The following is a 24,612-nucleotide window of genomic DNA, read 5'->3' on the forward strand; positions in this document are numbered from 1 at the left end:
CCAACCAGCCCGTGTCCGATGCCCCTGCCAGGGGCGGTCACTCGTAGCGGGCCGCGTACGCCTTGGCGAGGTTGAGCACCTTCTGGACGTACCAGTGGGCGTGGTTGTAGTGCCACACGGCGTTGTAGAGCTGTTTGCCGCCCCTTCCCGCACCGTTCGCGCACAGGTACTTGGCGGCGCCCGGGATGGCGTCGTAGGGGTTCATGATGTCGGCCTTGCCGTCCCTGTCGCCGTCCACCCCGTACGCCTTCCACGTCGCGGGCATGAACTGCATCGGGCCGAGCGCTCCGGCGCTGGAGCGTCCGGCGTTGCGGCCGTGGTCGCTCTCGACCTGGCCGATCGCGGCCAGGACCGTCCAGGACAGGCCGGGGCAGCTGGTGGCCGCCTGCTTGTACAGGTCGAGGTAGCTGCTCGCGCCGCCGTCGGCCGACGGCGTCCGGTACTTGCTCTCGTGGAGGTTCAGCACGCTCGTCCCGGCTCCGAGGACCTTGGTGACGGCCTGGACGACCTTGGCCGGGCTCACCCCGGGCGCGTTGACGAGGACCGCCACGTTCGGGACGAGCCCCATCTCCCGGCCGGTCTTCTCGCTGACGAGCATGTCGATGCCGGGCAGGCCGAGCGGGCCGGAGCCGCCCATCGTCAGCCTCGGCATCGTCCGGCCCACGACCGGGTACTCGTAGCCCCTGGTGAGCTGGAGCTGCTCGGCGGCGGCCGGCGACACCACGAACCGGTTCCCGGCCAGCGCGCCCCACAGCTCGGTCTTCTTCGCCGTCCCCGGCGGCGTCCAGGACCGGTACGCCGACGGGTCCACGGCGAACGCGTTGACCTGGCGGCCCTGGAGCTGGACGGCACCGCCCGCGACCGCCATCACGTCCTTGACCCGTCCCAGCTCGGCGATCCGCTTGATCTTGGCGGCGGGGATCGAGCCGGTGCCGACGGCGAGCACGTCGGGCGGCACCACGCGGCGCAGCGGAGCGACCTGCCCGCCGGTGGCCACGTTGACCGGGTCGCCCGGCGGCACGTTCGGCGCGGTCCGCCGCGCGGGGCCGGACGCCTCCGCCGTCGTCTCGGTGGTCAGCGCCGCGTAGACGCCGCCGGACGTGCTGGCGACGGCGAGGACCGCGATGGTGCCGATGAGGAACGGCAGCCCTCGGCCGCCCCGCCGCGGCGCCGGCCGCGCGGCGGTCCCCCGCGGAGCGCGCTTCTTCTTCTCGGGACGCGGTTTCTTCTTCCCCGGCCGCGGTCCCGGCGGACGTTCGGCGGTCGCCTCACCACCGCCGGCCGCGCCGGTGCGCGGTGCTGAAGGAGGAGCCACAACTGATCCCAACGCGTGTCGCCACGGACGGTTCCCCTGCGGGCGGTTACCGGATCGTACGTTATCGCCCGATCTGCCCTCGAAGGGCACTCGGAACAAACATGAACTTTCCTCATAATCGATATCTGAGTAGAGTCGCCGCATGTCCCCCGTGACCCATGAGAAGTGGCGGAACTGGGCCGGAAACCAGCAGGCCGCGCCGCGCCGCGTCGCCACGCCCCGCACCGCCGGCGAGGTCGCCGCGGAGGTCCGGTCGGCCGCCGGCGACGGCCTCACGGTCCGCATGACCGGCACAGGACACTCCTTCACCGGCGCGGCCGTCGCCGAGGGCGTCCTGCTCCGGCCGACCGCCCTCACCGCCGTCCGCTCGGTCGACACCGCGAGCGGCCTGGTCACCGTCGAGGCGGGGCTCCCCCTGCACGCGCTCAACCGCGTCCTGGACGAGCACGGCCTCGCGCTGGCCAACATGGGCGACATCCAGGAGCAGACCGTCGCGGGCGCGCTGCAGACCGCCACGCACGGCACCGGCCGCGACGCCGCGGGCCTCGTCTCCCAGGTCGCCGCCCTCGAACTCGTCCTCGCCGACGGCACGACCGTCACCTGCTCGCGGGAGGAGCGTCCCGACCTGTTCGACGCGGCCCGCGCCGGTCTCGGCGCCCTCGGCATCGTCACCGCCATCACCTGGCAGACCGTCCCGGCCTTCCTCCTGCGGGCGCAGGAGGCGCCGATGAAGTGGGACGAGGTCCTCTCCCGCATCGACGAGTTCGACGAGGCCAACGAGCACTTCGAGTTCTACTGGTTCCCGCACACCGAGGGCTGCCTGACCAAGCGCAACAACCGCGTCGAAGGCCCCGCCAAGCCGCTGTCCAAGGCCAAGTACTGGCTGGACGACCAGTTCCTGTCGAACACGGTGTTCGGAGCCATCAACCAGCTCACGCACCTGGCGCCCGCCACGACACCCTTCGTGAACGGCATCTCCGCCAAGGCGCTCGGAGCGCGCACGTACAGCGACACGTCCTACAAGGTCTTCACAAGCCCCCGGACGGTCCGCTTCAAGGAGCAGGAGTACGCGATCCCGCGCGAGGAACTCGTCCCCGCGCTGCGCGAGCTCCGTTCGCTGTTCGCCGAGCGGGACTGGCGGATCAGTTTCCCCATCGAGGTCCGGCTGCTCCCCGCCGAGGACGCCTGGCTCTCGATGGCCCACGGACGGCGGAGCGCCTTCATCGCCGTGCACGTCTTCCACCGCGACCCGCACGAGGACTACTTCGGCGGCATCGAGGAACTCCTCACCGCGCACGGCGGCCGTCCCCACTGGGGCAAGCTCCACACCCGCGACGCCGCCTACCTGGAGAAGGTGTACCCGAGGTTCGGCGACTTCCGCGCCCTGCGGGACGAGCTGGATCCCGACCGCCGCTTCGCCAACCCCTACGCGAGGCAGGTCTTCGGCGACTGACGGGGGCGCGCCGACCGGGTCACCCCGCCGGGGTCGTCTGCTTCGTCACGGTCAGCCCCCGCGTGGCGTTCGGGTCGCCGCCGGGGTCGAGGCCCGCGGCGTTCGGGTCACCGTCGGGCGGCGGGTCGAAGCGCGTCGCGTTCGGAGGATCCGGGTGTTCCCGCCCAAGACGTGACACTCGCAACGTCAAGACGGGCGGCATCGTCCCGGCCCGCCGGGCACGGTGTGGAAAAGGATGCACAAGAATCCGGCAGGGCGACCCCCCGCCGGTCGCGACACCGGCAAGCTTGGGCAGTGCCCTCTTCGACCTCGTGAAGAGGGCTTCGAGAGCGGCGATGTTCGGACATGCCGGGTACGGTGCTGGCAGCAGGTGTGTCCGAAAGAGAGACTCGGGAACCCGGGGGAAGGGCACGCATGCGCCCTCGGTGGGCATCGGACGGCCGACCGGTGAGAGCACGGTCGCGCGGTCCGGCGTCCTCCGTGCCATCAGAACAGGGCAGGAAGGACACGCATGCAGGAGCTGCGCCTCGTCGCGGTCAGCGAGGACGGAACGTACCTCGTCCTGGCCACCGCGGGCCGAGGCACCCGGTTCACCCTGCCCGTCGACGACCGGCTCCGCGCAGCCGTCCGTGGGCACTTCTCCCGCCTCGGCCAGTTCGAGATCGAAGTGGAGAGTCCCTTGCGCCCCAAGGAGATCCAGGCACGCATCCGGTCCGGGGAGACCGCGGAGGAGATCGCCGAGTCGGCGGGCATCCCGGTCGAACGCGTCCGCTGGTTCGAGGGTCCGGTCCTGCAGGAACGCGAGTACATGGCCCAGCAGGCGCAGCGCGTCGCCGTCCGCCGCCCGGGCGAGACCGCACCCGGCCCGCCGCTCGGCGAGACCGTCGAGGAGCGCCTCGGCCGCGGCGGCGTCGACCTGGAGGAGGCCGAGTGGGACTCCTGGAAGTGCGAGGACAGCACCTGGCGCGTCCGGCTGTCGTTCTTCGAGAGCGGCCGCCCGCACGCCGCCGAGTGGACGTTCGACCCGCGCCGCCGGCACGTCACCCCGCTGGACGAGATCGCCGCCCGCCTCACCTCCGTCGAGTGGGACGACGAGACGCTCTCCGACACCGTCACCCCGCTCGTCCCGCGCCGCCCCGCGATGAAGGTCGTCTCCAGCGACCGTGACCTGACCGCTCGCGGCCTGCCCGCCGAGCCGGAGCAGCCCGGCGCCCCCGGGCCCCTGCGGGCCGCCGAGCCCCCCGAGTACGTCCTCGACCACGGCCGGGCGGCCGACCCCCGCGCCGCCTTCCGCGAGACGTCCGAGAGCGCCCCCCTGCGCGAGGCCGCCCGTCCGGTCGAAGCGCCCCGGCCCAGCGAGGCCCCCCGGCCGGTCGAAGCGCCCGGCGCCGGCGAGACGTCCCGGCGCGGCGCGGACGCGGAACCGCCCGAGGACGTCGCCGAGGAGCCCCGCGAAGCCTCCCCCGTCTCCGCGGCGCGCCCGGCGGAAACCGCCGAGGACACCGGCGACGCGGACGCCGCCGCCACCGAGCCCGCCGCCCCCGAAGAAGCACCCCGGGCGGACGGCGGCGACCACGCGAGCACGGCACCCGAGGAGCCGGAAGAGCCCGCGGAGAAGGCGCCGTCCGCCGAGACCCGCCCGGCCGCCGCGGCCGGCGCCGAGGCCGCTCCGTCCGCAGAACGGGACGAGGAGCCGGCCGAGGCGAGCGCCGCGCACGAGGCCCGCGAGCAGGACGAGGCCGTCCACGCCGAGCCGGCCGCCTCCGGCGACGCCGAGCGGCCGCGTGCGGAGGACGTGATCGAGAAGCCCGCGGCCGTCCACGAAGAGCCCGCGGCACCGGCCGCGGAGCCCGAGGCGGAGCCCGAGTCCGGCGGCGAGCCGGAGGCCGCGCCCGCCCCGGACGAATCCCGCTCCGAGCCCCGCGAGCCCGGCCGGGACGCGCGGCGGTCCGCGGAGAGCGCCCAGCCGGCGCCCCAGCGCCGGCAGTCGCCGCGCCCGCCCGCGAAGAAGAAGCCGGCGGGCCGTCCCACGATGCCCGCGGCGCAGGACAAGCCGGCGACCGGCTCCCCCGCCGCCGCGGCCGCCGCCGAGCCGGCGGCGCCTCAGCGCCCGGCACGGCGGCGCAAGTCCAAGGGCAAGCGCGCCTCCGTCCCCTCCTGGGACGAGATCATGTTCGGTGCCCGCCGGCCTGAATGACCGGGGGGCTCGTCAAGGAACGGGACCAGCCAGTCGGGGGTGATGGCGGCGGCCAGGGCGACGGCGTCCGTCTCGGACATGTCCGTCGCGGAGTAGCCGCCGTCGCCGGCGCCCACGGCGGCGAAGAGGGTGGCCAGCCCCAGCCTGCGCTGGAAGAGGGTGCGGCGGATCCGCCAGCCGATGACGGCGGAGTGCTCGACGACCACCTGGCGGCGGCGCAGCGACCCCGAGCGGACCGTGAGGCGCTCGCCGTCGGTGGCGTGGCCGAGCTGGCGGTAGCGGTCCAGCCCGAGGGGGACGGCCGGCACGGCCGCGGCGGCGCACAGGTAGGCGACCCACGGCTGCCCGGCCAGGAGGGCCAGCACCGCGACGCCCGCCGGCGGTGCCACGGCGCGCACGACCCGGCGGCCCCGGGCGGCGCGGGGATGCGCGACCAGCGGCCCGGGGACGGCGCCGACGACGCGGGCGGCCAGGGACTCGGCGACCTCCCGGGGCGCGGCCGGCAGCAGGCGCCCCCGGTGCGCCGCGTCCCCGAGCCCGGTGATGAGGGCGCCGAGGCGGGTCACGCCCGCCACGCGCTCGAACGGGTTGTCGGCGAACTCGACGCCGCGCAGCCGGCGGCGTTCGAGGGAGACGCTGCGGCGGGTGGCCAGGCCGCGTTCGGCGACGAGCGAGCCGTCCCGCTCGCGGACGGTGAAGTCCCAGTTGAACAGGGTGAAGACGATCACCGACATGACCGGCATGGCGATGAGGGTCAGGATGACCAGCGCGAGAACGAGCGCCGTGGGCAGGCCGACCACGTCGTGGCCGACGCGCTCCACGCGCTCCCGCGTGATGAGGCCGAGGTCGTCGCCGAGGTTGTAGACGGTGCCGAGGAGGCTGCCCGCCAGCGCGAAGGGCGTGAACAGGTAGGCGCCGCTCAGCGGGGCGTACACGTACCAGCGGCGCCGCATGCGGGCCAGGACGCGCCGGGGCGGGACCGGGGCGTCGCGGGTGAGCAGCACGCCGCGGAGCCGTTCGGCCTCCTGGCGCGAGACGGCGTTCAGCTCCCCCTCGCCACCGTCCGCCCCCGCGTCGATGTGGACGACCGCCAGGCCGAGCAGGCGGTGCGGCAGGGATGTGCTGATGTCCACGCCCCGGATCCGGTCGCGCGGGATGCTCTTCACCGACCGCCCGATCAGGGCACGCCGCAGTTCGATCCGGTCGTCGTACAGGACGTAGGTGAACGTCACCCAGTTGGCGACGTGGAAGAGGAGCCCGAAGGCCAGGCCCGCCAGCGTGAAGTAGAACGCCGTGGACATCCCGCCCACCAGGAGGCCCGTGGTACCGGCGGCCAGGAGGGCGATGAGTTCGCGGACCGCCCCGACGACGAACGTGAGCGGATGCAGGCGTGCGCTCACGTGGCGTCGTCGCGGAGGTCGTGCGCGCGGTGCGCGAGGTCTTCGGCGAGGCGCGTCGCCACGTCCACGGGCAGGCCGGAGACCTCCGAGGAGCCGGTGTGGGAGGCCGTGTTGACCTCGATGGTGGCGAGGCCCAGGATCCGCTCGATCCAGCCCTGCTTGCTGTCGACGGTCTGGATGCGCCCGACGGGCACCAGCAGCCATTCGCGGCTGAACCAGCCAGTCCGGGTGTAGACGACGTCGGCGCTGACCTCCCAGCGGTGGACGCGGTAGCGCCACACCGGCGCGGCGGTCACCATGAGCAGCCCGGCGATGCCGACGGCGTAGGGCAGCCAGCCGACACGGCCCGTCAGCCACCCCGGCAGCGCGTCCCAGTCGGAGTCCCCCGCCCAGGCGGCCACGCCCAGGGCGAGGCCGAACGCCAGGCCCCACAGGAGGAGGTACTCGATCGCCCAGTGGGCGATGGCGCGGGGCGAGACGCGGTGTGCGGGCGGCCGTAGACGCGGCGGATGCGGGCCCCCGCCGTCCGCCTGGCGACCGTGCCGCACCGACGTCACACCGCGAGTCTAGAACGCCGGGGCCCCTTTCCCGTCGCCCCGGCGGAGCGGAGATCTCGGAACGGGCGGCACGATCGCGGTCGCGTCGTCGTTTTGTCAGTGGCGCATGCGAGGTTGGAAGCGCGTCTCATGCCGCTGACAGCGATGTGCCAGAGGCGGCGGCAAAACTGGATGCGCACCACCCGGACACCGCATATTTTGGCAGGTCCCCTCCGAACGGGACGCAGACGTCCGGCGACGACACCCTAGGAGATCACATGACCTACGCGATCCAGGCCGAGGGTCTGGAGAAGCGGTTCGGTGAGACCCAGGCCCTGGCCGGCGTCTCCCTCACCGCGGAGGCCGGAACGGTCCTCGGCGTCCTCGGCCCGAACGGGGCGGGCAAGACGACCATGACCCGGATCCTCGCCACGCTGATCGAGCCCACCGCCGGCTCCGCCCGGGTCGGCGGGTACGACGTCGTGAAGGACGCGCACAAGGTGCGGCAGCTCATCGGGCTGACCGGCCAGTACGCCGGCGTCGACGAGATGCTCACCGGCACCGAGAACCTCGTCCTGATCGGGCGGCTGCTCGGCATCTCGCGCCGGGCGTCCAAGGCGCGGGCCGCCGAGCTCCTGGAGCGGTTCGAGCTCACCGAGGCCGCCGAACGCGCCGCCAAGACGTACTCGGGCGGGATGCGGCGCCGCCTCGACCTGGCCGCGAGCCTGGTCGGGCAGCCGCAGATCCTCTTCCTGGACGAGCCGACCACCGGCCTTGACCCGCGCAGCCGCAACGGCCTGTGGGACATCGTGCGCGGCCTGACCGACGACGGCGTCACCGTGCTGCTCACCACGCAGTACCTGGAGGAGGCCGACCAGCTGGCCGACGACATCATCGTCATCGACCGCGGCCAGGCCATCGCGCACGGCACGTCCGACGTGCTGAAGGCGCAGGTCGGTGGGCAGGTGCTGGAGGTCCGCCCGGTCGCCGCGGCGGACGTGCAGACCGTCGCGAAGATCGTCGGCGAGCTGGCGGACGCCGTCCCGGAGATCCGCGACGAGCTGGTCAGCGTGCCCATCACCGACCCGCAGCTGATGCCGGCCGTGGTGCGCCGGCTCGACGACGCCGGCGTCACCGTCGGCGAGCTCTCGCTGCGCAAGTCCAGCCTGGACGAGGTGTTCTTCGCCCTCACCGGCCACCACACCGACGACATCGACGCCGAGGCCGGCGAGCTGGAGAAGCAGGCCGCGCGCAAGGAAGGAGCGTCCGCATGACCACCGCGACATTCGCGCCGCAGGACCTGTCCAAGCGGATCGCCCCCGGCACGGCCGTGCGCAACACGGCCACCCTGGCGTGGCGCAACCTCGTGCAGATCAAGCACAACCCGATGGAGCTGCTGGACCTCTCCATCCAGCCCATCATGTTCGTGCTGCTGTTCGCCTACGTGTTCGGTCCCGCGATGGCGGGCAGCGTCGAGGCGTACCTGCCGGTCGTCATCCCCGGCATCATCGCGCAGAACGCCCTGTTCGCCGGGATGAGCACCGGATTCGGGCTGAACACCGACATCACCAAGGGCGTGTTCGACCGGTTCCGCAGCCTCCCCATCGCCCGCAGCGCCCCGCTCGCCGGGCGGATCATCGCCGACACCGCCAAGCAGGCGTGGTCGATGGCGATCCTGCTGCTGGTCGGGTTCGCGATCGGGTTCCGCCTCGGTACGAACGTGCTGGCCCTGTTCACCGCGTTCGTGCTCCTGCTGACCTTCGCCATCCTGTTCTCCTGGACGTCGGTCTACATCGCGATGAAGGTGAACGAGCCGGAGAAGGTGCAGATCTTCGGATTCGTGGTGATCTTCCCGCTGAGCTTCCTCAGCACCGCGTTCATCCCGAACACCGACGGCATCCCCGGCCCGGTCGCGTTCGTCATGGACAACAGCCCGGTGACGAAGCTGGTCGAGGCCATGCGCGGCCTGCTCGTCGGCGGCCCCGTCCTCGAACACGCCTGGGTCGCCCTCGCCTGGGGCGTCGGCATCTCCCTGGTCTTCGCCCCCCTCTCCCTGGCGGCCTTCAAGAAGCGAGCGTGAACTCCCAGGGGGCGACCCCCTGGAACCCCCGTCACGAGCCGGGCGATCCTTGCCTGTGGCGGGGGGTTCTGGGGGGTAGGGCGAAGTCATCGAGGAGGTCGGCGAACGTGCGGGTTCGGCCTCGGGTGTAGGCGGTCTCGAAGGCCGCCTCGCCCAGGTCGGTTCGGGTGGCCTGCTCGATGGCCAGGGCGTCGGCCAGGGAGAGGTCGCGGGCGCCGCGCAGGGCGTCGGCGGTGCCGAGGAGTTCGGCGGCGCGTTCCGGGTCGCCCTGGACGCGGGCCTGCTCGGCGTGGCCGGCCAGGACGTGGGAGATGATCGGGTAGTCCCGCGCCTCGACCGCTCCGCGCAGGGCCTCGTCCAGGCGCGCGGCGGCGGCGTCCAGCGCGCCGAGCGCCAGATCGACCTGGGCGCGCCCGCACAGCACCATGGCACGGAACTGTGGCGGGCCGGGAAGGTCCTCGGTGAGCTCGTCCGCCTGCGAGAAGCGGCGCAGGGCCTCGGCCGTGTCGCCGGAACGGCGGGCGAACTCGCCCAGCTGGTAGTGCAGGGCGGCCTTCTCCTCCGGCCCGCCGACACCGGTCGGTTCCCCCATGGCGTCGCGCAGCAGCGCCTCGGCCCGGTCGCGCTCGCCCAGGAGGTCCAGCCCGTTCGCCAGCTTCATGCGGACGTGCAGGAGCCCGGCGGTGCCGCCGCCGAGCTCGGCGTTCAGCCGCAGCGCCTCCTCGTACAGGGCGACGGAGCCGCGATGGTCGCCGCGACGGCCGAGGATCTCGGCCTGCGCGGTCAGCGTGAACGACAGGCCCCAGCGGTCGCCGGACTCGCGGAACGCGGCGAGCGCCTTGTCGAAGGCGTCCTCGATCTCGTCGATCCTGCCGAAGTTGTGGGCGACCTGGCCGTGGACGAAGGAGGCGAGGCCGCGCACCCACGGGTCGGGGTCGTCCAGCAGGGCCGCGATGCCCGACGAGGGGGCCTCCCAGCCGACGGTGTACATCTGGATGGTCTCCGCCATGATCCGCAGCACCGGATGCAGCGCCGCGCGGTCCTGCGCCGCGCAGATCGCCTCCGCGCGGGCGAGCCATGAGGCGATCTGGTCGCCGCCGTGCTGGTTGTCCAGCGCGGTGAGCGCGCCGAGCGCGAGGGCGCGGGCGGTGATCTGGTCGTCGGGGACGCCGGGCAGGGCCATGACGTCCTGGAGGCTGTCGGCGCCCTCGACGAGCCGGCCGTGCAGGAACCAGTACCAGCCGAGCGCGGCGCAGAACCGCATCGCCAGCGGCGCGTCCCCGGTGGAGATCGCCCAGCGCAGCGCGGCGGAGATGTTGTCGCCCTCCGCGGTGAGGCGCCGCAGCCAGGTCAGCTGGTCGCCCCGGTACAGGTGCGGCTCCGCCTCCTCCGCCAGCCCGACGAAGTACGCGGCGTGCGCCCGCCGGGTCGCGGTCTCCTCCCCCGAGCCGGCGAGGCGTTCGAGGCCGTAGGCGCGGATCGTCTCCAGCATCCGGTAGCGGGGTTCGCCGTCGGTGCCCCCGACCGTCAGGAGCGACTTGTCGACGAGGGCGGTGAGGAGGTCGAGGACGTCGGCGCCGTCCAGCCCCAGGGCCGCGCACACCGACTCGGCGCTCTGCACGGTGGCGCCGCCGGGGAACACGGCGAGACGGCGCCAGAGCGTCCGCTCGGGCTCGTCCAGGAGGTCCCAGCTCCACTCCACGACGGCCCGGAGCGTCTTGTGGCGGGGCAGAGCGGTGCGGCTGCCCGCGTTGAGGAGCCGGAACCTGTCGTCCAGCCGGACGGCGAGCTGCGCCGGCGTCATCGCGCGGAGCCGGGCGGCGGCCAGCTCGATCGCGAGCGGCATCCCGTCGAGGGCGCGGCAGATCCGGACGATCCACCCGGCGTTGTCGGGGGTGACCGCGAACCCGGGCGACACGGCCGCCGCGCGGTCGGCGAACAGCCGGACGGCCGGGGAGAACAGCGCCTCCTCCGGGCCCGCGTCCGCGGGCGGCGGCTCCAGCGGCTCGACGGGGCGGAGCGTCTCCCCGGTGATGCCGAGCGGTTCCCGGCTGGTCGCGAGGATCCGGACGCCCGGGCAGTTCTCCAGGACCTCCTCGGCGAGGCGGGCCGCCGCGTCCAGCAGGTGCTCGCAGTTGTCCAGGAGCAGCAGCAGCCGCCGGCCCGACAGCGCCGTCACGAGCCGGTCCGCCGGGTCGGGCGCCGGGGCCGGCGGGACGGCGGCGATCGTCGCCGGCTCGCGGAGCCCGAGCGCGGTGAGGACGGCGGCGGGGACCTCGGCCGGGTCGCTGACCGGTGCCAGCTCGACCAGCCAGGCGCCGTCGGGCATCCGCCCGGCGACCCGTTCCGCCGACTCGACCGACAGCCGGCTCTTGCCCGCGCCGCCGGGCCCGGTCAGCGTGACCAGCCGGCTGCGCGCCAGCAGATCGCCCACCCGGCCGAGGTCGGCGTCGCGGCCGATGAAGCTGGTCAGCCGGGCCTTGAGGTTGCCTCTGGGCCTGCTCGGGGGCGGTGCGGCGTCCGGCAGGAGGGACGGGTCCTGGCGCAGGACCGCGAGGTGGACGGCCTCCAGTTCGGGCGACGGGTCGACGCCGAGTTCCTCGCCGAGCGCCCGCCTGGCGTCCCGGTACCGGGCCAGCGCCTCGGCCTGCTGCCCGGACGCGTAGAGGGCCCGCACCAGCAGGGCGGCCACGGGTTCGCGGAGCGGGTCGGCGGCGGCGAGCGCCTGCAACTCGGGGACCAGTTCGGCGTGGCGGCCGAGCGCGAGGTCCGCGTCCAGCCGGTCCTCGAGCGCGGTGCGGCGCAGCGCCTCCAGCCGGGCGGCGGGCGCGTCCGCGAACCGCAGCCCGGCGGCGTCGGCGAGCGCCGGGCCGCGCCAGAGCGCGAGCGCTTCGCGGAGGGCGGCCGACCGCTCCCCCGGCTCGGCGGCCGCCCGCGCCGCCCGGACCCGCGCCTCGAAGTCGTGCGCGTCGACGGACCCGGCCGGCAGGACGAGCCGGTACGCGCCGGGCCCCGCCTCGACGGCGTCCCGCCCGATGGCGGCCCGCAGCCGCGACACCAGGGACTGGAGCGCGTTCGGCGCGCCCCGCGGGACGGCGTCCTCCCAGAGCGCGTCGATGATCCGCTCCGCCGGAACGGCCGTGTCCGGGTCGAGGGCGAGCAGCGTCAGCAGCGCCCGCAGCCGGGCGCCCCCGACCGCGATGGGCGCGCCGTCGTCGGCGCGCACGTCGAGAGGGCCCAGGATGCCGATCCGCACGGACCGATTCTCCCCCAGATTCTCCCCCAGAACGGGCGGCGCCCCGGCGGTCGAGACCGCCGGGGCGCCGGATGGAGGGGTCAGGCCGCGGACCCGGTGGTCTTGGCCTTGGTCTTGCTCTCGTCGAGGGCCGCGAGCTCGAAGTCGGCCCGGGGCTGCTCGATGGTGGCGAGCGAGATGGTCTCGCGCTTGAGGAACAGCGCGAGCGTCCAGTCCGCGATGACGCGGATCTTCCGGTTGAACGTCGGGACCATCGCGCCGTGGTAGCTGCGGTGGAAGAACCACGCGGGCCAGCCCTTGAGCTTGATGCCGAGGGGGTTCGCCACGCCCTTGTGCAGGCCGAGGCCGGCGACCGTGCCGAGGTTGCCGTGCACGTACGGCTTGAGCGTCTTGCCGCGCAGCGACCGGACGATGTTGTCGCCGAGGAGCTTGGCCTGCCGGACGGCGTGCTGGGCGTTAGGCGGGCAGTACATCCCGTCCTGGGTGAGGTCCGGGATCGCGGCGTTGTCGCCGGCGGTGAACGCCCGGACGAGGCCCTCGACGGTGAGGTACTCGGTGCCCTTCACCCGGCCGCGCTCGTCCAGCGGCAGGTCGCCGTGCCGGACGACCGGGGACGGCTTGACGCCGGCGTTCCAGACCAGCGTCCCGGCCGGGAAGCTGCTTCCGTCCGACAGCTCGATCTGCCCGTCCACGGCCGACTGGAGGTAGGTCTTCATCTTCACGGCGATGCCGCGGCCGCGCAGCTGCTCGGCGGTCCACCTGCCCATCTCGGGGCCGACCTCCGGCAGGATCCGGTCCGTGGCCTCGACCAGGACGAACCGCAGGTCCTGCGGGGTGACCTTGCGCATGTACCTCGTCGCGTCGCGGGTCATGTCCTCCAGCTCGGCGACCGCCTCCACGCCGGCAAACCCGCCGCCGACGAACACGAAGGTCAGCGCCTTGCGGCGCAGCTCCACGTCGTCGGTCGACTCGGCGATCTCCAGCTGCTCCAGGACGTGGTTGCGCAGGTGGATGGCCTCGCCGACGGTCTTCAGGCTGATGCCGTTCTCGGCGAGCCCGGGGATGGGCAGCAGCCGCGGCACCGCGCCGGCCGCCATGACCAGGTAGTCGTAGGAGATCCGCTCAGGGGGCCCCGCCAGCGGCTGCACGATGGCCCATCGCTCGTCGTGGTTCAGCTCGGTGACGCGCGCCTTGCGGACGGTGCACTTCGGCAGCACCCGGCGCAGCGGGACGACGACGTGCCGCGGGGAGATGTTCCCGGCGGCGGCCTCGGGAAGGAACGGCTGGTACGTCATGTACGAGTTCGGGTCCACGACGGTGACCTTGACCTCGCCCCGCCTGAGCTCGCGCTTCAGCTTCTTCTGCAGGCGCAGGGCGGTGTACATGCCCACATAGCCGCCACCCACGATGAGGATGTGGGGAGCGCCAGGGGTTCCCTCGGCGGTCCTGGCCATTGCGGCCCTCCAATGTCACGGTCGGCTTGTGAAGACATTCACAAGCTACCTGATGGAACGTGCCCGGCACCAATGAATAACCATGGAAGAACCGCAGAACTTCCCGTTCTGGCAAAGCCCGGGGCGCGATCGGATGTGAAACCCGCCACTCCTTCCTAAATTTTCGGATGGATCGGGACAAAACACGCATGACGAAGGTCACAGGACCCGGCTCGCGCCGCCGTCGCCCGGAGCCGGGTGAACGGCCCGTTCCACCCCCGCGGAAGGCCTATCGTTGGGGCGGACGAGGAAGGGGGCGCCGGCGGCGGGACGCGCGGTCAGGGCGGCGGCCGGATGGCGGCGGTCCGGCGCCGCGCGGCGTACGATCTCGCCCGGGAGCGGAGCGTATCGATGATGAGCAGAGACAGGCGTCCGATGCTGGCCGCGGCGGGCGCCCTCGCGCTCGCCGGGACCGTGGGCGGCTGCGGGCTGATCGGCCAGCCGCAGAACAAGAGCGCCGAACTGTCGGAATGGTTCACCGTGACCAGCCCGGTCTTCCGCGATGGCGGCGACTTGCCCCCGCGATACGGCTGCAGGACGTACTCTGGCGGGCAGGATGGCAAGACCCCGCCGCTCCGTTGGTCGGCGCCGGCCGGGACCAAGTCGATCGCGATCGTCATGGACGACCCGGACGCCTCCGGCGGCGCGCGCGTCCACTGGGTGATCGCGGGCATCGACGGAACGGTGAACGAGATCGTCGAGGGTGCCAGGCTTGACAGGACCGTCGAAGGGTTGACCACTGGCAACGAGAAGGCGGGCTACGTGCCGCCGTGCCCGCCCAAGGGAGAACGGCATCGGTACCGGTTCACCATCTACGCGCTGGACGAGCCGGCACCGTTCCGGAACGGCGCCGAACTGAAGGACTCGCTCCCCGCCATCGCCGAGCACACGGTGGGACGCGGACGGATCACCGGGAACTTCGGCGGCGAGCAGGCGCGTTGACCGTGGAGCCTGTGAGCACAGGGTCAGGGCGGACCCCTCGGGGGGCTGAAGCTGACAGGGGTGTGCGGGTCGGCGAAGTTGGCCGATCGGTACGCGCCGTGTGAGGGTAAATGTGCGCGAAGGGTGTGACAACGGTCATAGCGGTCGGAGAGAATCGGGGGACGCCGGGACGGCGGAAGCCCATGACATTCCGGACGCTGGCGACAATCGGGACGGACCCGCGGTCCGCGCCGGCAACTCTCGCCGGGCCTAGGCATTGGGTGGTGGCATGACTTCTTACATCGTGGTCTTCGGCCTCATTGTGGTCGTGGTCCTCGTGGTCGTCCTCGTGGCCCTCGGCCTGCGGGCCAGCAGGGCGGGACGCGACGACGACGACTGGATGGACGACGAGCCGCAGAAGCAGCCGCGCGGCCGCCGCGGAGCCCCGCCGCAGGAGCCGATGGCCGGCCCCGACGAGTACGGGCCCGGCTACAACGACGGCTACGACAACGGCTATGACGAGGGCTACGACGGCGGCTACGACCGCGCGCCCGAGCCCGTCCCCGACCGCCGCGTCGCGGGCGGCGGTCCGCTCGCCGCCCCCACCGCCGCCCCGGCTCCGCCGCCCCCGCCGCCGGGCCCCGCGTCCGACGAGATGGAGGACGACGACTACTGGGCGACGATCACCTTCGACAAGCCCAAGTTCCCGTGGCAGCACGACCACGACGGCGACCGCTCCGAGCCCGACCCCGCCGCGGACCCGCTGAACGCGCAGGCTCCCCCGCCCGAGCAGCCGCCCGCCGAACCGCCCAACCTCACCCAGCCCGTCTCGATGGGCGCCGACGGCACCGTCCTCAACGGCCTCGGCACCGGGACCGGCCCGCAGCAGATGCCCGCGGGCCCCGGCGGGTTCCAGGGCGGCCCCGCCTTCCCGAACAACGACCCGGGCGCGACGTCGCTCGACCCGATCCCGGCCGACCTCGCCGGGTCGGGGGTGGCGGGCGGCCCGCAGGCCCCCTACGGCGTCCCCGACCAGCCGGCGTACGGCGGGCACGAACCGCAGCCCGCCTACGGCGCGGCCGACTACGGCCCCGGCGAGCCGTCCTACGGCGGCCAGGACCAGTACGGCTCCCCCGAATACGGCTCCCCCGAGCCGTCCTACGGCGACTACGGCGCCGAGCCGCTGGGCGGCCGCCCCGCCGCGGGCCCGCCTCCCGGCGGCCGTACCGACTTCGACCGGCCGGGCGCCCCGCCCGCCCCCGGCGGCCCGCTCGGCGGCGACCCGCGGGTGTCCGACCCGCTGGGCCTGCCGCTCGGACGTCCCGAGGAGCCGGCCGCCCCGCCCGCTCCCCCGGCGCCCGCTCCTCCCGCCCCTCCGGCGCCCTCGGTCCCCGCCGCCCCGGCGGCGTCGCTCGGCGGCACCGGCGGCGGGTCCGACACCGACGGGCACAAACTCCCGACCGTGGACGAGCTGCTCCAGCGCATCCAGTCCGACCGGCAGCGGTCGGCAGGAGGCGCTCCGGCCGAGTCGGGCGGCTCCTACGGCGGCGACTCCCTGAACGACCCGCTGGGCGACCCGCTCAGCACCGGGTCCTTCGGGACGACCTCCTCCGCCCCGCCGAGCCCGCCCAACACCGGGAACACCGGCCCGTGGCCGTCGCCGTCCGGCGGCCAGGGCGGCGGCTACGACTCCGGGCTCGGAGGCGGCTCCGGCTACGACTCCGGGCTCGGCGCGCCGTCCGGGTACGGGCAGGGCCAGCAGAGCGACGGCTACCCGACGGCCCCCGCCTACGGCGAGTCGCCGCGCTACGACGACCCCCTGGGCGGCGGCCGGGAGCCCTTCGGCGCCTTCGGCGGGACGGCGGAGGGCGGCGCCCCCGGTTCCGGCGGAGCCGGCAACTACGGCGACTTCAGCGGCAGCAGCTACAACGGCGGCGACCCGCTGGCCGCTCCGCACGACCCGGGCGCCTCCGGCGGGTACCAGGACCCGAACGCCACCCAGGCGTACGGCTCCGGCTACTACGGCGGCTCGCAGCAGCAGGGCGGCTACCCGCAGGGCGGGCAGCAGAACGAGCCCGGCCAGTACGGTTCCCGCCAGCCCGCCGGGGACGACTGGGAGAACTACCGCCGCTGAGGCACGCGCGCAGGGCCGAGGGCCGCCGGATCCGTCCGGCGGCCCTCGGCGCGTCCGGGCCGGCCGTGTCCAGGAGTGAAGCACCAGGAATCCTGGTTATATACATAGAGTGACTATCAAGCCACTCAACGTATCCAGGTTCCGACAGGACCTGCTCGCTTCGTTCGTCGTCTTCCTGGTCTCGATCCCGCTGTCGCTGGGGATCGCGGTGGCGTCCGGGGCGCCGGTCGCCGCCGGACTGATCGCCGCGGTCGCCGGCGGCATCGTCGCCGGGCTGATCGGCGGCTCGCCCCTCCAGGTCAGCGGCCCCGCGGCGGGCCTGACCGTGATCGTCGCCGAGCTCATCCAGACCTACGGCTGGCGCGCCACCTGCATGATCACCATGCTGGGCGGGCTGCTGCAGCTCGCCCTCGGCGCCGTCCGGGTCGCCCGGGCCGCGTTCGCCGTCTCCCCCGCCGTCGTGCACGGGATGCTCGCCGGCGTCGGCGCCGTCCTCGTCCTCGCGCAGGTGCACGTGGTGCTCGGCGGCAGCCCGGAGGGGTCGGCCGTCACCAACCTGCGGGAGCTGCCCGGCCAGCTCGCGCACCCGCACACGCATCCGGCGCTGCTCGGCGGGCTGACGATCCTCGTCCTGCTGATCTGGTCGCGGCTGCCCCGCGGCGGATGGCTGCGCCTCGTCCCCGGTCCGCTGCCCGCGATCGCCCTCGCGACCCTCGCCGTCTGGGCGCTCGGCTGGAACGCGCGGCGGGTGAACCTTCCGGACACCCTCTTCGGCGACTGGCACGCCCCCGTCCTGCCGCAGGGCGATCTGCCGGGCGTCGTGGGCGCCGTCCTGTCCGTCGCGCTCGTGGCCGCCGTCGAGTCGCTCCTGTGCGGCGTGGCGATCGACCGCGCCCGGCCCGCCGGCGTCCGGCCCGCCGACCTCGACCGGGAGCTCATCGGCCAGGGCGCCGGCAACACGGTGTCGGGCCTGCTCGGCGGCCTCCCGATCGCGGGCGTGATCGTCCGTAGCACGGCCAACCTGGAGGCGGGCGCGCGCTCCCGGACGTCCTCGGTGCTGCACGGCGTGTGGGTGTTCGTCCTCGCGCTGTCGTGCGGCCCGCTGATCGAGCAGGTCCCGCTCCCGGCCCTCGCAGCCCTGCTGATCGTGCTGGGCGTCAAGCTGATGGACAGCGCCCGCGTCCGTGACCTGCGCCACCACCGCGAGGCACCCGCGTACTACGTCACCTTCGCCGGTGTGGTCCTCCTCGGGCTCGGCGAGGGCGTGCTGCTCGGCATCGCCGTGATGGCGCTGCTGGCGCTGCGGCGGCTGACCCGGCTGACGGTCCGCGCCGAGCACCTCGTCCCGGAACCGGGCGACGCCCCCGGCCCCGCCCGGGTCCACGTGGTGGTGGAGGGCACCCTGACCTTCCTCGGCGTCCCGAAGGCGACCCGGGTGCTCCAGGACGTCCCGGCCGGCTCCAGCGTCGACCTCGACCTCAACGTCGACTTCATGGACCACGCCGCCTTCGACGCGATCCACCAGTGGCGGCTCGCCCACGAACGCCAAGGGGGGAGGGTCGACATCGACGAGATTCATGAGGCTTGGTATGAAAGAGCTGTGACAGGCGAAATGTCCCAGCCGCGGAAGAGGCCCCCGCACAGCCGCTGGTGGGCGCCCTGGGGGAACAGGCGGCGGCGCTCCGAGGCCGAACTGGACGCGCCTGACATGTCCCCGTCGGACGTGCTGCTGAACGGCGTCCGCGAGTACCACGGCCGCACGGCCCGGCTCGTCCGGCCGATCATGGCCGAGCTGGCGATGGAGCAGAAGCCCGAGCACCTGTTCATCACCTGCGTGGACTCGCGCGTCGTGCCCAACATCATCACCGCGAGCGGCCCCGGCGACCTGTTCATCAACCGCAACGTCGGCGCCCTCGTCCCCCGGCACGGCACCCGGACCCCGGACGACTCGGTCGCCGCCACCGTCGAGTACGCGACCAGCGTCCTGGACGTCCGGACGATCACGGTCTGCGGCCACTCCAACTGCGGCGCGATGGCCGCGCTGCTGGCCGGCGGCACCGAGGTCGAGCATCTGGAGGGCCTCTCCCGCTGGCTGAAGCACGGCAACCACAGCCTGGCCCGCTTCCTCGCCGAGGAGCCGTCCGAGGACGAGCCGCCCCTGGCCCGCCTCTGCAAGATCAATGTGATGCAGCAGCTCGACAACCTGCTGACCTACCCCTGGCTCCGGGAGCGGGTCGAGTCCGGCGAGATCGAGCTGGTCGGCCTCTACCTGGACCTCCAGTCCGCCACCGTGGAGATCCTGGACCGCCCCACGGGCACCTTCGTCCGCGTCCCCGACGAGGTCCCCGAGTCCCGGCCGCTCACCTGAGGGCGCGGGCCGCCCCCGCCCCGGGCGGCCCGCCTCCGACCGCGCTCACCAGCGCCCGACGAGCTGGTCGTCGCGGCGCGTGTAGTCGCGTACGTACATCCCCGACACCCGGCGCGCGCGCTGCGCGCTCCGGTCGGACGCCGGAAGGAACAGCGCGTCGCGCCGGCTGGCGCGCGAGAAGTCCCACAGGTACACCAGGCCCCCCAGCATCCCGGCGAGGACGAGGGCCATGAACACGATGACGAACATCAGCGCTCCTCTCGGCGGAACCCAGCACCCGGCCCCGCCGCCGCCACCGATCAGGGTGATCAGCTCTTACCAGGACGGTAAGCGCCTTGTTTCTAGCCCTCTGTGTCGTATGACCCGTTTCTCCCGAGTCGCACGGCGCACCCCGCGCCGCCAGAGAAGTGGGGCGGACGAGCCGGCCTGTAAGCCGGGTTCTGTGCCCGCCGGCCCTTGCGGGGCGGCGGGTGACGGCCATCCATCTCGGACCGCCGTTGCCGGCGGCCTCCAGCGGTCTACCCGCAGGCTCGGGCGGGCCGCCCTCAGGCACCTGCGCGGGGCCTCTTGCGGGGCCCCTTCTTGACCTTGCTCCGGGTGGGGTTTACCGAGCCGCCCACGTCACCGTGGGCGCTGGTGAGCTCTTACCTCACCGTTTCACCCTTACCACCGGCGGACCGGTGGCGGTCTGCTTTCTGTGGCACTGTCCCGCGGGTCACCCCGGGTCGGCGTTACCGACCACCCTGCCCTGTGGAGCCCGGACTTTCCTCGACGGGGATCGCTCCCCGACGCGGCCGTCCGGCCGGCTCGTCCGCCGTACGTCAAGGTTAGCGGGTGGCTCCGCCGGTGACCTAACGAAGCTTTAGGGAAGTGTGGTCAGGGCCTGGTCCAGGCGGGACTGCGGGAGGGCGTGGTCCTCCATCCGGCCGGACAGGAAGCGGTCGTAGGCGGCCATGTCGAGGTGGCCGTGGCCGCGGGTGAAGGACGGGCACGCGGCCGGTTCCACGGCGCGGACGACCGGGTCCACCAGGTGGGAAGGCCGGTCGCGGTCAGGCGGGCAGGTGGTGGGTGTCGTTGTAGGTGCGCAGGGTCGCGGGGCCGTCGGCGTACCAGTCGATGGACGAGAGCGACGCGACGTCCAGGTGCATCCGGTACAGGGCCGACATGGGCGCGCCCAGGGCGTCCTTCACGAGGAGCTTGATGGGCGTGACGTGGGAGACGACCAGCACCGTCTGCTCGCGGTAGCGGACCTTCAGCTTGTCCAGGGACGTGCGGACGCGGCGGGACACCCGGGCGAAGCTCTCCCCGCCGGGCGGCGCGGCCTCCGGGTCGGACAGCCACGCCTTGAACTCGTCCGGCCACCCCCGGCTCGCCTCGGCGAACGTGAGGCCCTCCCACTCGCCGAAGTCGGTCTCCCGCAGGCCGTCCTCGACGCGGACGTCCAGGCCGGTGACGGCGGCGACCTCGGCGGCCGTGTCGCGGCAGCGGGCCAGGGGCGAGGTGACGATCGCGTCCAGGCCGCGGTCCTTGAGGGCGAGGGCGGCGTAGCGGGCCTGGGCGACGCCGTTGGCGGTGAGCGGGACGTGGCCGATCCCCGCGAAGCGCTTCTCGATCGACAGCGGCGTCTCGCCGTGCCGCAGCAGCAGCGTGGCCATCGGCGTGCCCGAGACGGGACGCGGCGGCGGCTCGGGCTCCCCGGGCGTCTCCTCGACCTTGCGGGTCCAGTGCTCCCCGCGGGCCGCGGCGTCCATGGCCTCGTTGGCGAGCCGGTCGGCGTGCGCGTTCCGGTTGCGCGGGATCCAGCCGTAGGACACCGAGCCGAGCGCGGCGGCGACCTCCCGGGCCTCCAGCGCCAGCGGCACCATGTCCGGATGCTTGATCTTCCAGCGGCCGGACATCTGCTCCACGACGAGCTTGGAGTCCATCCGGACCTCGACCCGCGCGGACGGGTCGACCGCGGCGGCGGCCCGCAGCCCGGCGATCAGGCCCCGGTACTCGGCGACGTTGTTGGTGGCGTGCCCGATCGACTCGGCGACCTCGGCCAGCACCTCGCCGGTCAGCGCGTCCCGCACCAGCGCCCCGTACCCGGCCGGGCCGGGGTTGCCGCGCGATCCCCCGTCCGCCTCGACGACCAGCCTGCGAGAGCTCACAGGCCCGACTCGGGCGTGCGGACGAGGATGCGGCGGCACTCCTCGCAGCGGATGACCTCGTCCTCGGCGGCGCTGCGGATCCGGTTGAGGTCGACGGTGTTCAGGGCCAGGTGGCAGCCCTGGCAGGCGCCGCGGAACAGCTTCGCGGCGCCGACGCCGCCGAACTGGCCGCGCAGCTTCTCGTAGAGCCCGAGCAGGTCGTCCGGGACGTCCTTGGCGACCGCGGTGCGCGCGGTGCTGGTCGTCCCCGCCTCATCGTCGATCTCGCGCTGCGCCTCGTCGCGCCGCGCGACGAGGCCCTGGAGCTCCTCCTGCGCCGCGGACTGCTCGGCGCGCAGCGCGCCGACCCTGCTCTCCGCCTCCTCGGCCCGCTCCATGATCTCCAGCACGACCTCCTCCAGGTCGGACTGGCGGCGCTGCAGCGACTCGATCTCCGCCTGGAGGCTGCCGAGGTCCTTCGCCGAGGTCACCTGCCCCGAGTCGAGCCGTTGCCGGTCGCGGTCGGCGCGGGTGCGGACCTGGTCGACGTCCTGCTCGGCCTTCTTCTGCTCCCGCTGCAGGTCGCCGACCTCGGTCTCGGCCGCCACGATCGCGTCGCGCAGCTCGGTGAGGCGTGCCTCCAGCCGCTCGATCTCCGCCAGCTCGGGCAGCGTCCGGCGGCGGTGCGCCAGCCGGTCCAGCGAGCTGTCGAGATCCTGCAGGTCGATCAGGCGAAGCTGGGCTTGCGGTGCGGCTTTCACTGTGCTCCTTCTTCGTGAAGGCGCCACGCGTCGGTGACGAGCGTGGACACCCGTGTCTCCAACTTGCCCGCTTCGGGGGAGGACGCCGCCAGGCGCCGTTCGGCGTCGGCGAGCCACGGCCACTCGGTCGCCCAGTGCGCGGCGTCCACCAGCGCCGGCCCGCCGTCCTCGGCGAACTCCGACGCGGGATGGTGCCGCAGGTCGGCGGTGAGGTAGGCGTCGACACCGGCGGCCCGCGCGGTGCCGAGCAGGGAGTCGCCCGCGCCGCCGCACACCGCGACGGTGCGGACGGGACGGTCCGGATCGCCCGCCGCGCGGACGCCCCACGCGGTCGCCGGCAGCCGGGCCGCGACCCGGCGGGTGAACTCCCGCAGGGGGACCGGCTCGTCCAGCTCCCCGATCCGGCCGAGGCCGCGGCGTGGATCGTCGTCGGCGGGGACCATCGGGCGCAGCGCGCCGGTGAGGCCGACGGCCCGCGCCAGCGCGTCCGACACGCCCGGGTCGGCGCGGTCGGCGTTGGTGTGCGCGGTGTGCAGCGCGATCCCGTTCCTGATCATGCGGTGGACGAGCCGTCCCTTCGGCGTGGTCGCGGCGACCGAGTGCACCCCGCGCAGCAGCAGCGGATGGTGCGTCACCACGAGGGCGGCCCCCCACTCCAGCGCCTCGTCGATCACCGCGGCCACCGGGTCGACCGCGAACAGCACCCGGTCCACGGACTGGTCCGGGTCGCCGCAGACGAGGCCGACGGCGTCCCAGGACTCCGCCCACGCGGGCGGATAGAGCTCTTCCAGAGCCGTGATGACATGGGATAGGCGCACGTCCCGCAGGCTACCGCGCCGAGCCGCTCCCAACGAGCCACCGAGCGTCACCAAGAGACGCCGGCGTCTGTAACGATATGGACGGGACAGTGCACGACCGAGGGAGGAACGCCATGTCGGCTTCCGGAGCCGCCGCGGAACCGGAGCCCATCACGCCCGCCGAGCCTGTAGCGGAACGCCCGTACATGCCCGGCTATGGCATCCAGGGACCTGACGAGGGAAGCGGCCTGCTGCCGTGGTCCTGGGCCGTGGAACGGTTGCAGGCGGCCCGCAACTTCTGGGTGTGCACGGTCCGGCCGGACGGCCGCCCGCACGCCATGCCCGTGTGGGGCGCCTGGTCGGGAGAGGCGCTGCTGTTCAGCAGCTCCGTCCCGTCCCGCAAGATGGTGAACCTGCGGCTGAACCCGCAGGTCGTGGTCACCACCGAGGAGGCCGAGAATCCGGTGGTCATCGAGGGACGCGCCCACGTCCTCACCGAACAGCGGGACTTGCAGCGGTTCATCGACCTGGTCAACTCCAAGTACGCCACGCGATATCGTGTGGACTTCCTGGACCCCGAGGTGAACGCGACCGTCGCGGTGCGTCCGCAGTCGGTGTTCGGGCTCCGCCAGGGAGACTTCACCGGTTCTCCCACTCGGTGGTCGTTCGCCACCTGAACGTCCGCCGGGATCAATCTGGAGACTCATCACGTTGGAGTCTGTGTGAAGTCACCCTTTCGCCGGCGCAAGCGCCTCAAGGGCCGCCCGATGGGCAACCGTCCGGAAACGGCCGAGCCGGAGACCGTCGAGTGGCCCCGCGAGGGTACGGGCAGGTCGTCCCTGATGGGCGCCATCCGCGGCACCGGGGAGACCGGCGCAGGTTTCGGCGGCGGCATGTTCGAGGACCTCGCGTCCGCGTTCGAAGGCTCCAAGAAGATCAAGCAGGAGGAGCAGGAGCGGCAGAAGATCCTGCGCCAGGACGACCACGAGCAGGCCGGCGACGGCAAGGCCCGCGACGACCTGGACTCCGGCAAGATCCGCATCCGCCGCACCCCACCGGCCGAGTGACAGTCTTCGAACCCTATCGAACATAGGTTCGAATCGAGGTTATCCTGCCCTCGTGAGCACCTACGTTCCGCCCGGCTGGCCCTCGCAGGTGCACCCACCGGGCACCGACCGTTTCGAGGACACCGCCCTCGCCTGGCTGCTGGAGCTCGTCCCGCCCGAGTACCGGCGCTACGGCGTCCTGCGCCGCTACCCCATCGCCCTGGCACGGATGGCACGCCACCACGTCAGCGCGTCCGTCGAGGCGGCCCGCGAGGGCTTCCGGACGGCCCGCGTCGACCTCGGCGACACCGTCCCGCCGCACGGCATCGAATCCGTCCTGGACACCTACCGCCGGGAAGGCGCCCGCCTCGTCGCCCTCCTCCAGGCCATCGAGCTGGTCGAGACGGCCCTGCGCGGCCTCGCCGACCCGGACGACCCCGCCCATCGCCGTCCCTTCACCCCCAAGCTGTGACCACCGTGTTGACGCTGTGTCGTGGCGTGCGCAAGCCTTGATCTGTTCCTGACGGGAGGCGGGGTTCCGGTGAGCGCACCACCTGGGTGGTACCCAGATCCAGAGTGGATGGGCCGCGAACGCTACTGGGACGGACAAACCTGGACCGACCAGTCACGCCCCTACGCCTCCCGAGCCCGCCGCCGCGCATCAAAGCGACCACCCCGGCCCACAGGCCCCCCAGGAACCGAACACCCCCGACCAACGGCTCCCCC

General features: G+C 73.4%; 20 protein-coding genes and 1 other RNA gene. 10 read left to right on the top strand and 11 right to left on the bottom strand.

The annotated features are described in order from the left end of the window. Positions 1–37: 37 nt before the first annotated feature. Complete coding sequence (locus tag ABGB11_RS25425) at positions 38–1,315, bottom strand: lytic transglycosylase domain-containing protein (RefSeq protein ID WP_347636550.1); 1,278 nt, start codon at positions 1,313–1,315, stop codon at positions 38–40. 142 nt (positions 1,316–1,457) lie between these two features. Between ABGB11_RS25425 and ABGB11_RS25430 the strand changes: the two genes are divergently transcribed. After that, positions 1,458–2,768 (top strand): D-arabinono-1,4-lactone oxidase, encoded by a 1,311-nt coding sequence (locus ABGB11_RS25430; protein WP_347636552.1) that lies wholly within the window; start codon positions 1,458–1,460, stop codon positions 2,766–2,768. 511 nt (positions 2,769–3,279) lie between these two features. Next, positions 3,280–4,965: a septation protein SepH gene (gene sepH / locus ABGB11_RS25435; RefSeq protein ID WP_347636553.1), complete on the top strand. Its 1,686-nt coding sequence runs from the start codon at positions 3,280–3,282 to the stop codon at positions 4,963–4,965. On the opposite strand, the gene ABGB11_RS25440 is transcribed toward sepH, so the two are convergent. Both ABGB11_RS25440 and ABGB11_RS25445 read right to left on the bottom strand, forming a co-directional pair. Next, positions 4,872–6,365: a PH domain-containing protein gene (locus ABGB11_RS25440; protein WP_347636554.1), complete on the bottom strand. Its 1,494-nt coding sequence runs from the start codon at positions 6,363–6,365 to the stop codon at positions 4,872–4,874. The two genes, sepH and ABGB11_RS25440, sit on opposite strands and share 94 nt — an antisense overlap. Further along, positions 6,362–6,922 (bottom strand): PH domain-containing protein, encoded by a 561-nt coding sequence (locus ABGB11_RS25445; protein ID WP_347636556.1) that lies wholly within the window; start codon positions 6,920–6,922, stop codon positions 6,362–6,364. The genes ABGB11_RS25440 and ABGB11_RS25445 overlap by 4 nt, the downstream gene beginning before the upstream one ends. Before the next feature lie 257 nt (positions 6,923–7,179). On the opposite strand from ABGB11_RS25445, the gene ABGB11_RS25450 reads away from it, so the two are divergent. Together ABGB11_RS25450 and ABGB11_RS25455 are read left to right on the top strand one after the other, a co-directional pair. Then, on the top strand, positions 7,180–8,175 hold the full coding sequence (locus ABGB11_RS25450) for an ATP-binding cassette domain-containing protein (protein WP_347636557.1): 996 nt from the start codon (positions 7,180–7,182) through the stop codon (positions 8,173–8,175). Then, on the top strand, positions 8,172–8,981 hold the full coding sequence (locus ABGB11_RS25455; RefSeq protein ID WP_347636559.1) for an ABC transporter permease: 810 nt from the start codon (positions 8,172–8,174) through the stop codon (positions 8,979–8,981). The genes ABGB11_RS25450 and ABGB11_RS25455 overlap by 4 nt, the downstream gene beginning before the upstream one ends. Before the next feature lie 31 nt (positions 8,982–9,012). Here ABGB11_RS25455 and ABGB11_RS25460 read toward each other — a convergent pair whose 3' ends face one another. Both ABGB11_RS25460 and ABGB11_RS25465 read right to left on the bottom strand, forming a co-directional pair. Beyond that, positions 9,013–12,237 (bottom strand): BTAD domain-containing putative transcriptional regulator, encoded by a 3,225-nt coding sequence (locus ABGB11_RS25460; RefSeq protein WP_347636560.1) that lies wholly within the window; start codon positions 12,235–12,237, stop codon positions 9,013–9,015. Between the two features lie 80 nt (positions 12,238–12,317). Beyond that, positions 12,318–13,691 (bottom strand): NAD(P)/FAD-dependent oxidoreductase, encoded by a 1,374-nt coding sequence (locus ABGB11_RS25465; RefSeq protein WP_347636562.1) that lies wholly within the window; start codon positions 13,689–13,691, stop codon positions 12,318–12,320. A gap of 393 nt (positions 13,692–14,084) precedes the next feature. Here ABGB11_RS25465 and ABGB11_RS25470 point away from each other — a divergent pair, with 393 nt between their 5' ends. The 3 genes from ABGB11_RS25470 to ABGB11_RS25480 all read left to right on the top strand — a co-directional run bounded on the left by ABGB11_RS25470 (position 14,085) and on the right by ABGB11_RS25480 (position 19,153). Next, the gene (locus ABGB11_RS25470; protein ID WP_347636563.1) at positions 14,085–14,672 is read left to right on the top strand and encodes a YbhB/YbcL family Raf kinase inhibitor-like protein; all 588 of its coding nucleotides are present in this window, start codon (positions 14,085–14,087) and stop codon (positions 14,670–14,672) included. A 268-nt stretch (positions 14,673–14,940) separates the two neighbouring features. Continuing rightward, positions 14,941–16,785 (top strand): hypothetical protein, encoded by a 1,845-nt coding sequence (locus ABGB11_RS25475; RefSeq protein ID WP_347636564.1) that lies wholly within the window; start codon positions 14,941–14,943, stop codon positions 16,783–16,785. Positions 16,786–16,894: 109 nt separating this feature from the next. Next, positions 16,895–19,153 (top strand): SulP family inorganic anion transporter, encoded by a 2,259-nt coding sequence (locus tag ABGB11_RS25480; protein ID WP_347636566.1) that lies wholly within the window; start codon positions 16,895–16,897, stop codon positions 19,151–19,153. A gap of 45 nt (positions 19,154–19,198) precedes the next feature. Here the strand turns inward: ABGB11_RS25480 and ABGB11_RS25485 are convergent, their stop codons facing one another. The 6 genes from ABGB11_RS25485 to ABGB11_RS25510 form a co-directional block, all read right to left on the bottom strand. Continuing rightward, positions 19,199–19,402, bottom strand: a complete 204-nt coding sequence (locus ABGB11_RS25485; RefSeq protein WP_347636567.1) for a hypothetical protein — start codon at positions 19,400–19,402, stop codon at positions 19,199–19,201. A 164-nt stretch (positions 19,403–19,566) separates the two neighbouring features. Next, positions 19,567–19,963: RNase P RNA component class A (rnpB, locus tag ABGB11_RS25490), an RNA gene on the bottom strand. 52 nt (positions 19,964–20,015) lie between these two features. Beyond that, positions 20,016–20,180: a hypothetical protein gene (locus ABGB11_RS25495; protein WP_347636569.1), complete on the bottom strand. Its 165-nt coding sequence runs from the start codon at positions 20,178–20,180 to the stop codon at positions 20,016–20,018. A 22-nt stretch (positions 20,181–20,202) separates the two neighbouring features. Further along, positions 20,203–21,303 carry a bifunctional RNase H/acid phosphatase gene (locus ABGB11_RS25500; protein WP_347636570.1) on the bottom strand — a complete coding sequence of 367 codons (1,101 nt, stop codon included), beginning with the start codon at positions 21,301–21,303 and terminating at the stop codon, positions 20,203–20,205. Beyond that, positions 21,300–22,043: a C4-type zinc ribbon domain-containing protein gene (locus tag ABGB11_RS25505; protein ID WP_347636571.1), complete on the bottom strand. Its 744-nt coding sequence runs from the start codon at positions 22,041–22,043 to the stop codon at positions 21,300–21,302. Before ABGB11_RS25505 ends, ABGB11_RS25500 begins: the two co-directional genes overlap by 4 nt. After that, positions 22,040–22,861 (bottom strand): Nif3-like dinuclear metal center hexameric protein, encoded by an 822-nt coding sequence (locus tag ABGB11_RS25510; RefSeq protein ID WP_347636573.1) that lies wholly within the window; start codon positions 22,859–22,861, stop codon positions 22,040–22,042. The genes ABGB11_RS25505 and ABGB11_RS25510 overlap by 4 nt, the downstream gene beginning before the upstream one ends. A gap of 113 nt (positions 22,862–22,974) precedes the next feature. Between ABGB11_RS25510 and ABGB11_RS25515 the strand changes: the two genes are divergently transcribed. Genes ABGB11_RS25515 through ABGB11_RS25525 form a run of 3 tightly spaced genes read left to right on the top strand, consistent with a single transcriptional unit; the run spans position 22,975 to position 24,358 of the window. Beyond that, complete coding sequence (locus tag ABGB11_RS25515; RefSeq protein WP_021597443.1) at positions 22,975–23,517, top strand: pyridoxamine 5'-phosphate oxidase family protein; 543 nt, start codon at positions 22,975–22,977, stop codon at positions 23,515–23,517. A gap of 45 nt (positions 23,518–23,562) precedes the next feature. Then, complete coding sequence (locus tag ABGB11_RS25520) at positions 23,563–23,907, top strand: DUF6191 domain-containing protein (protein WP_347636574.1); 345 nt, start codon at positions 23,563–23,565, stop codon at positions 23,905–23,907. A gap of 52 nt (positions 23,908–23,959) precedes the next feature. Then, positions 23,960–24,358, top strand: coding sequence for a hypothetical protein (locus tag ABGB11_RS25525; protein WP_021597445.1), 399 nt, complete (start codon positions 23,960–23,962; stop codon positions 24,356–24,358). Positions 24,359–24,612: the final 254 nt, after the last annotated feature.

Source organism: Actinomadura sp. B10D3 (assembly GCF_039871695.1).
GTDB classification, from domain to species: domain Bacteria; phylum Actinomycetota; class Actinomycetes; order Streptosporangiales; family Streptosporangiaceae; genus Spirillospora; species Spirillospora madurae.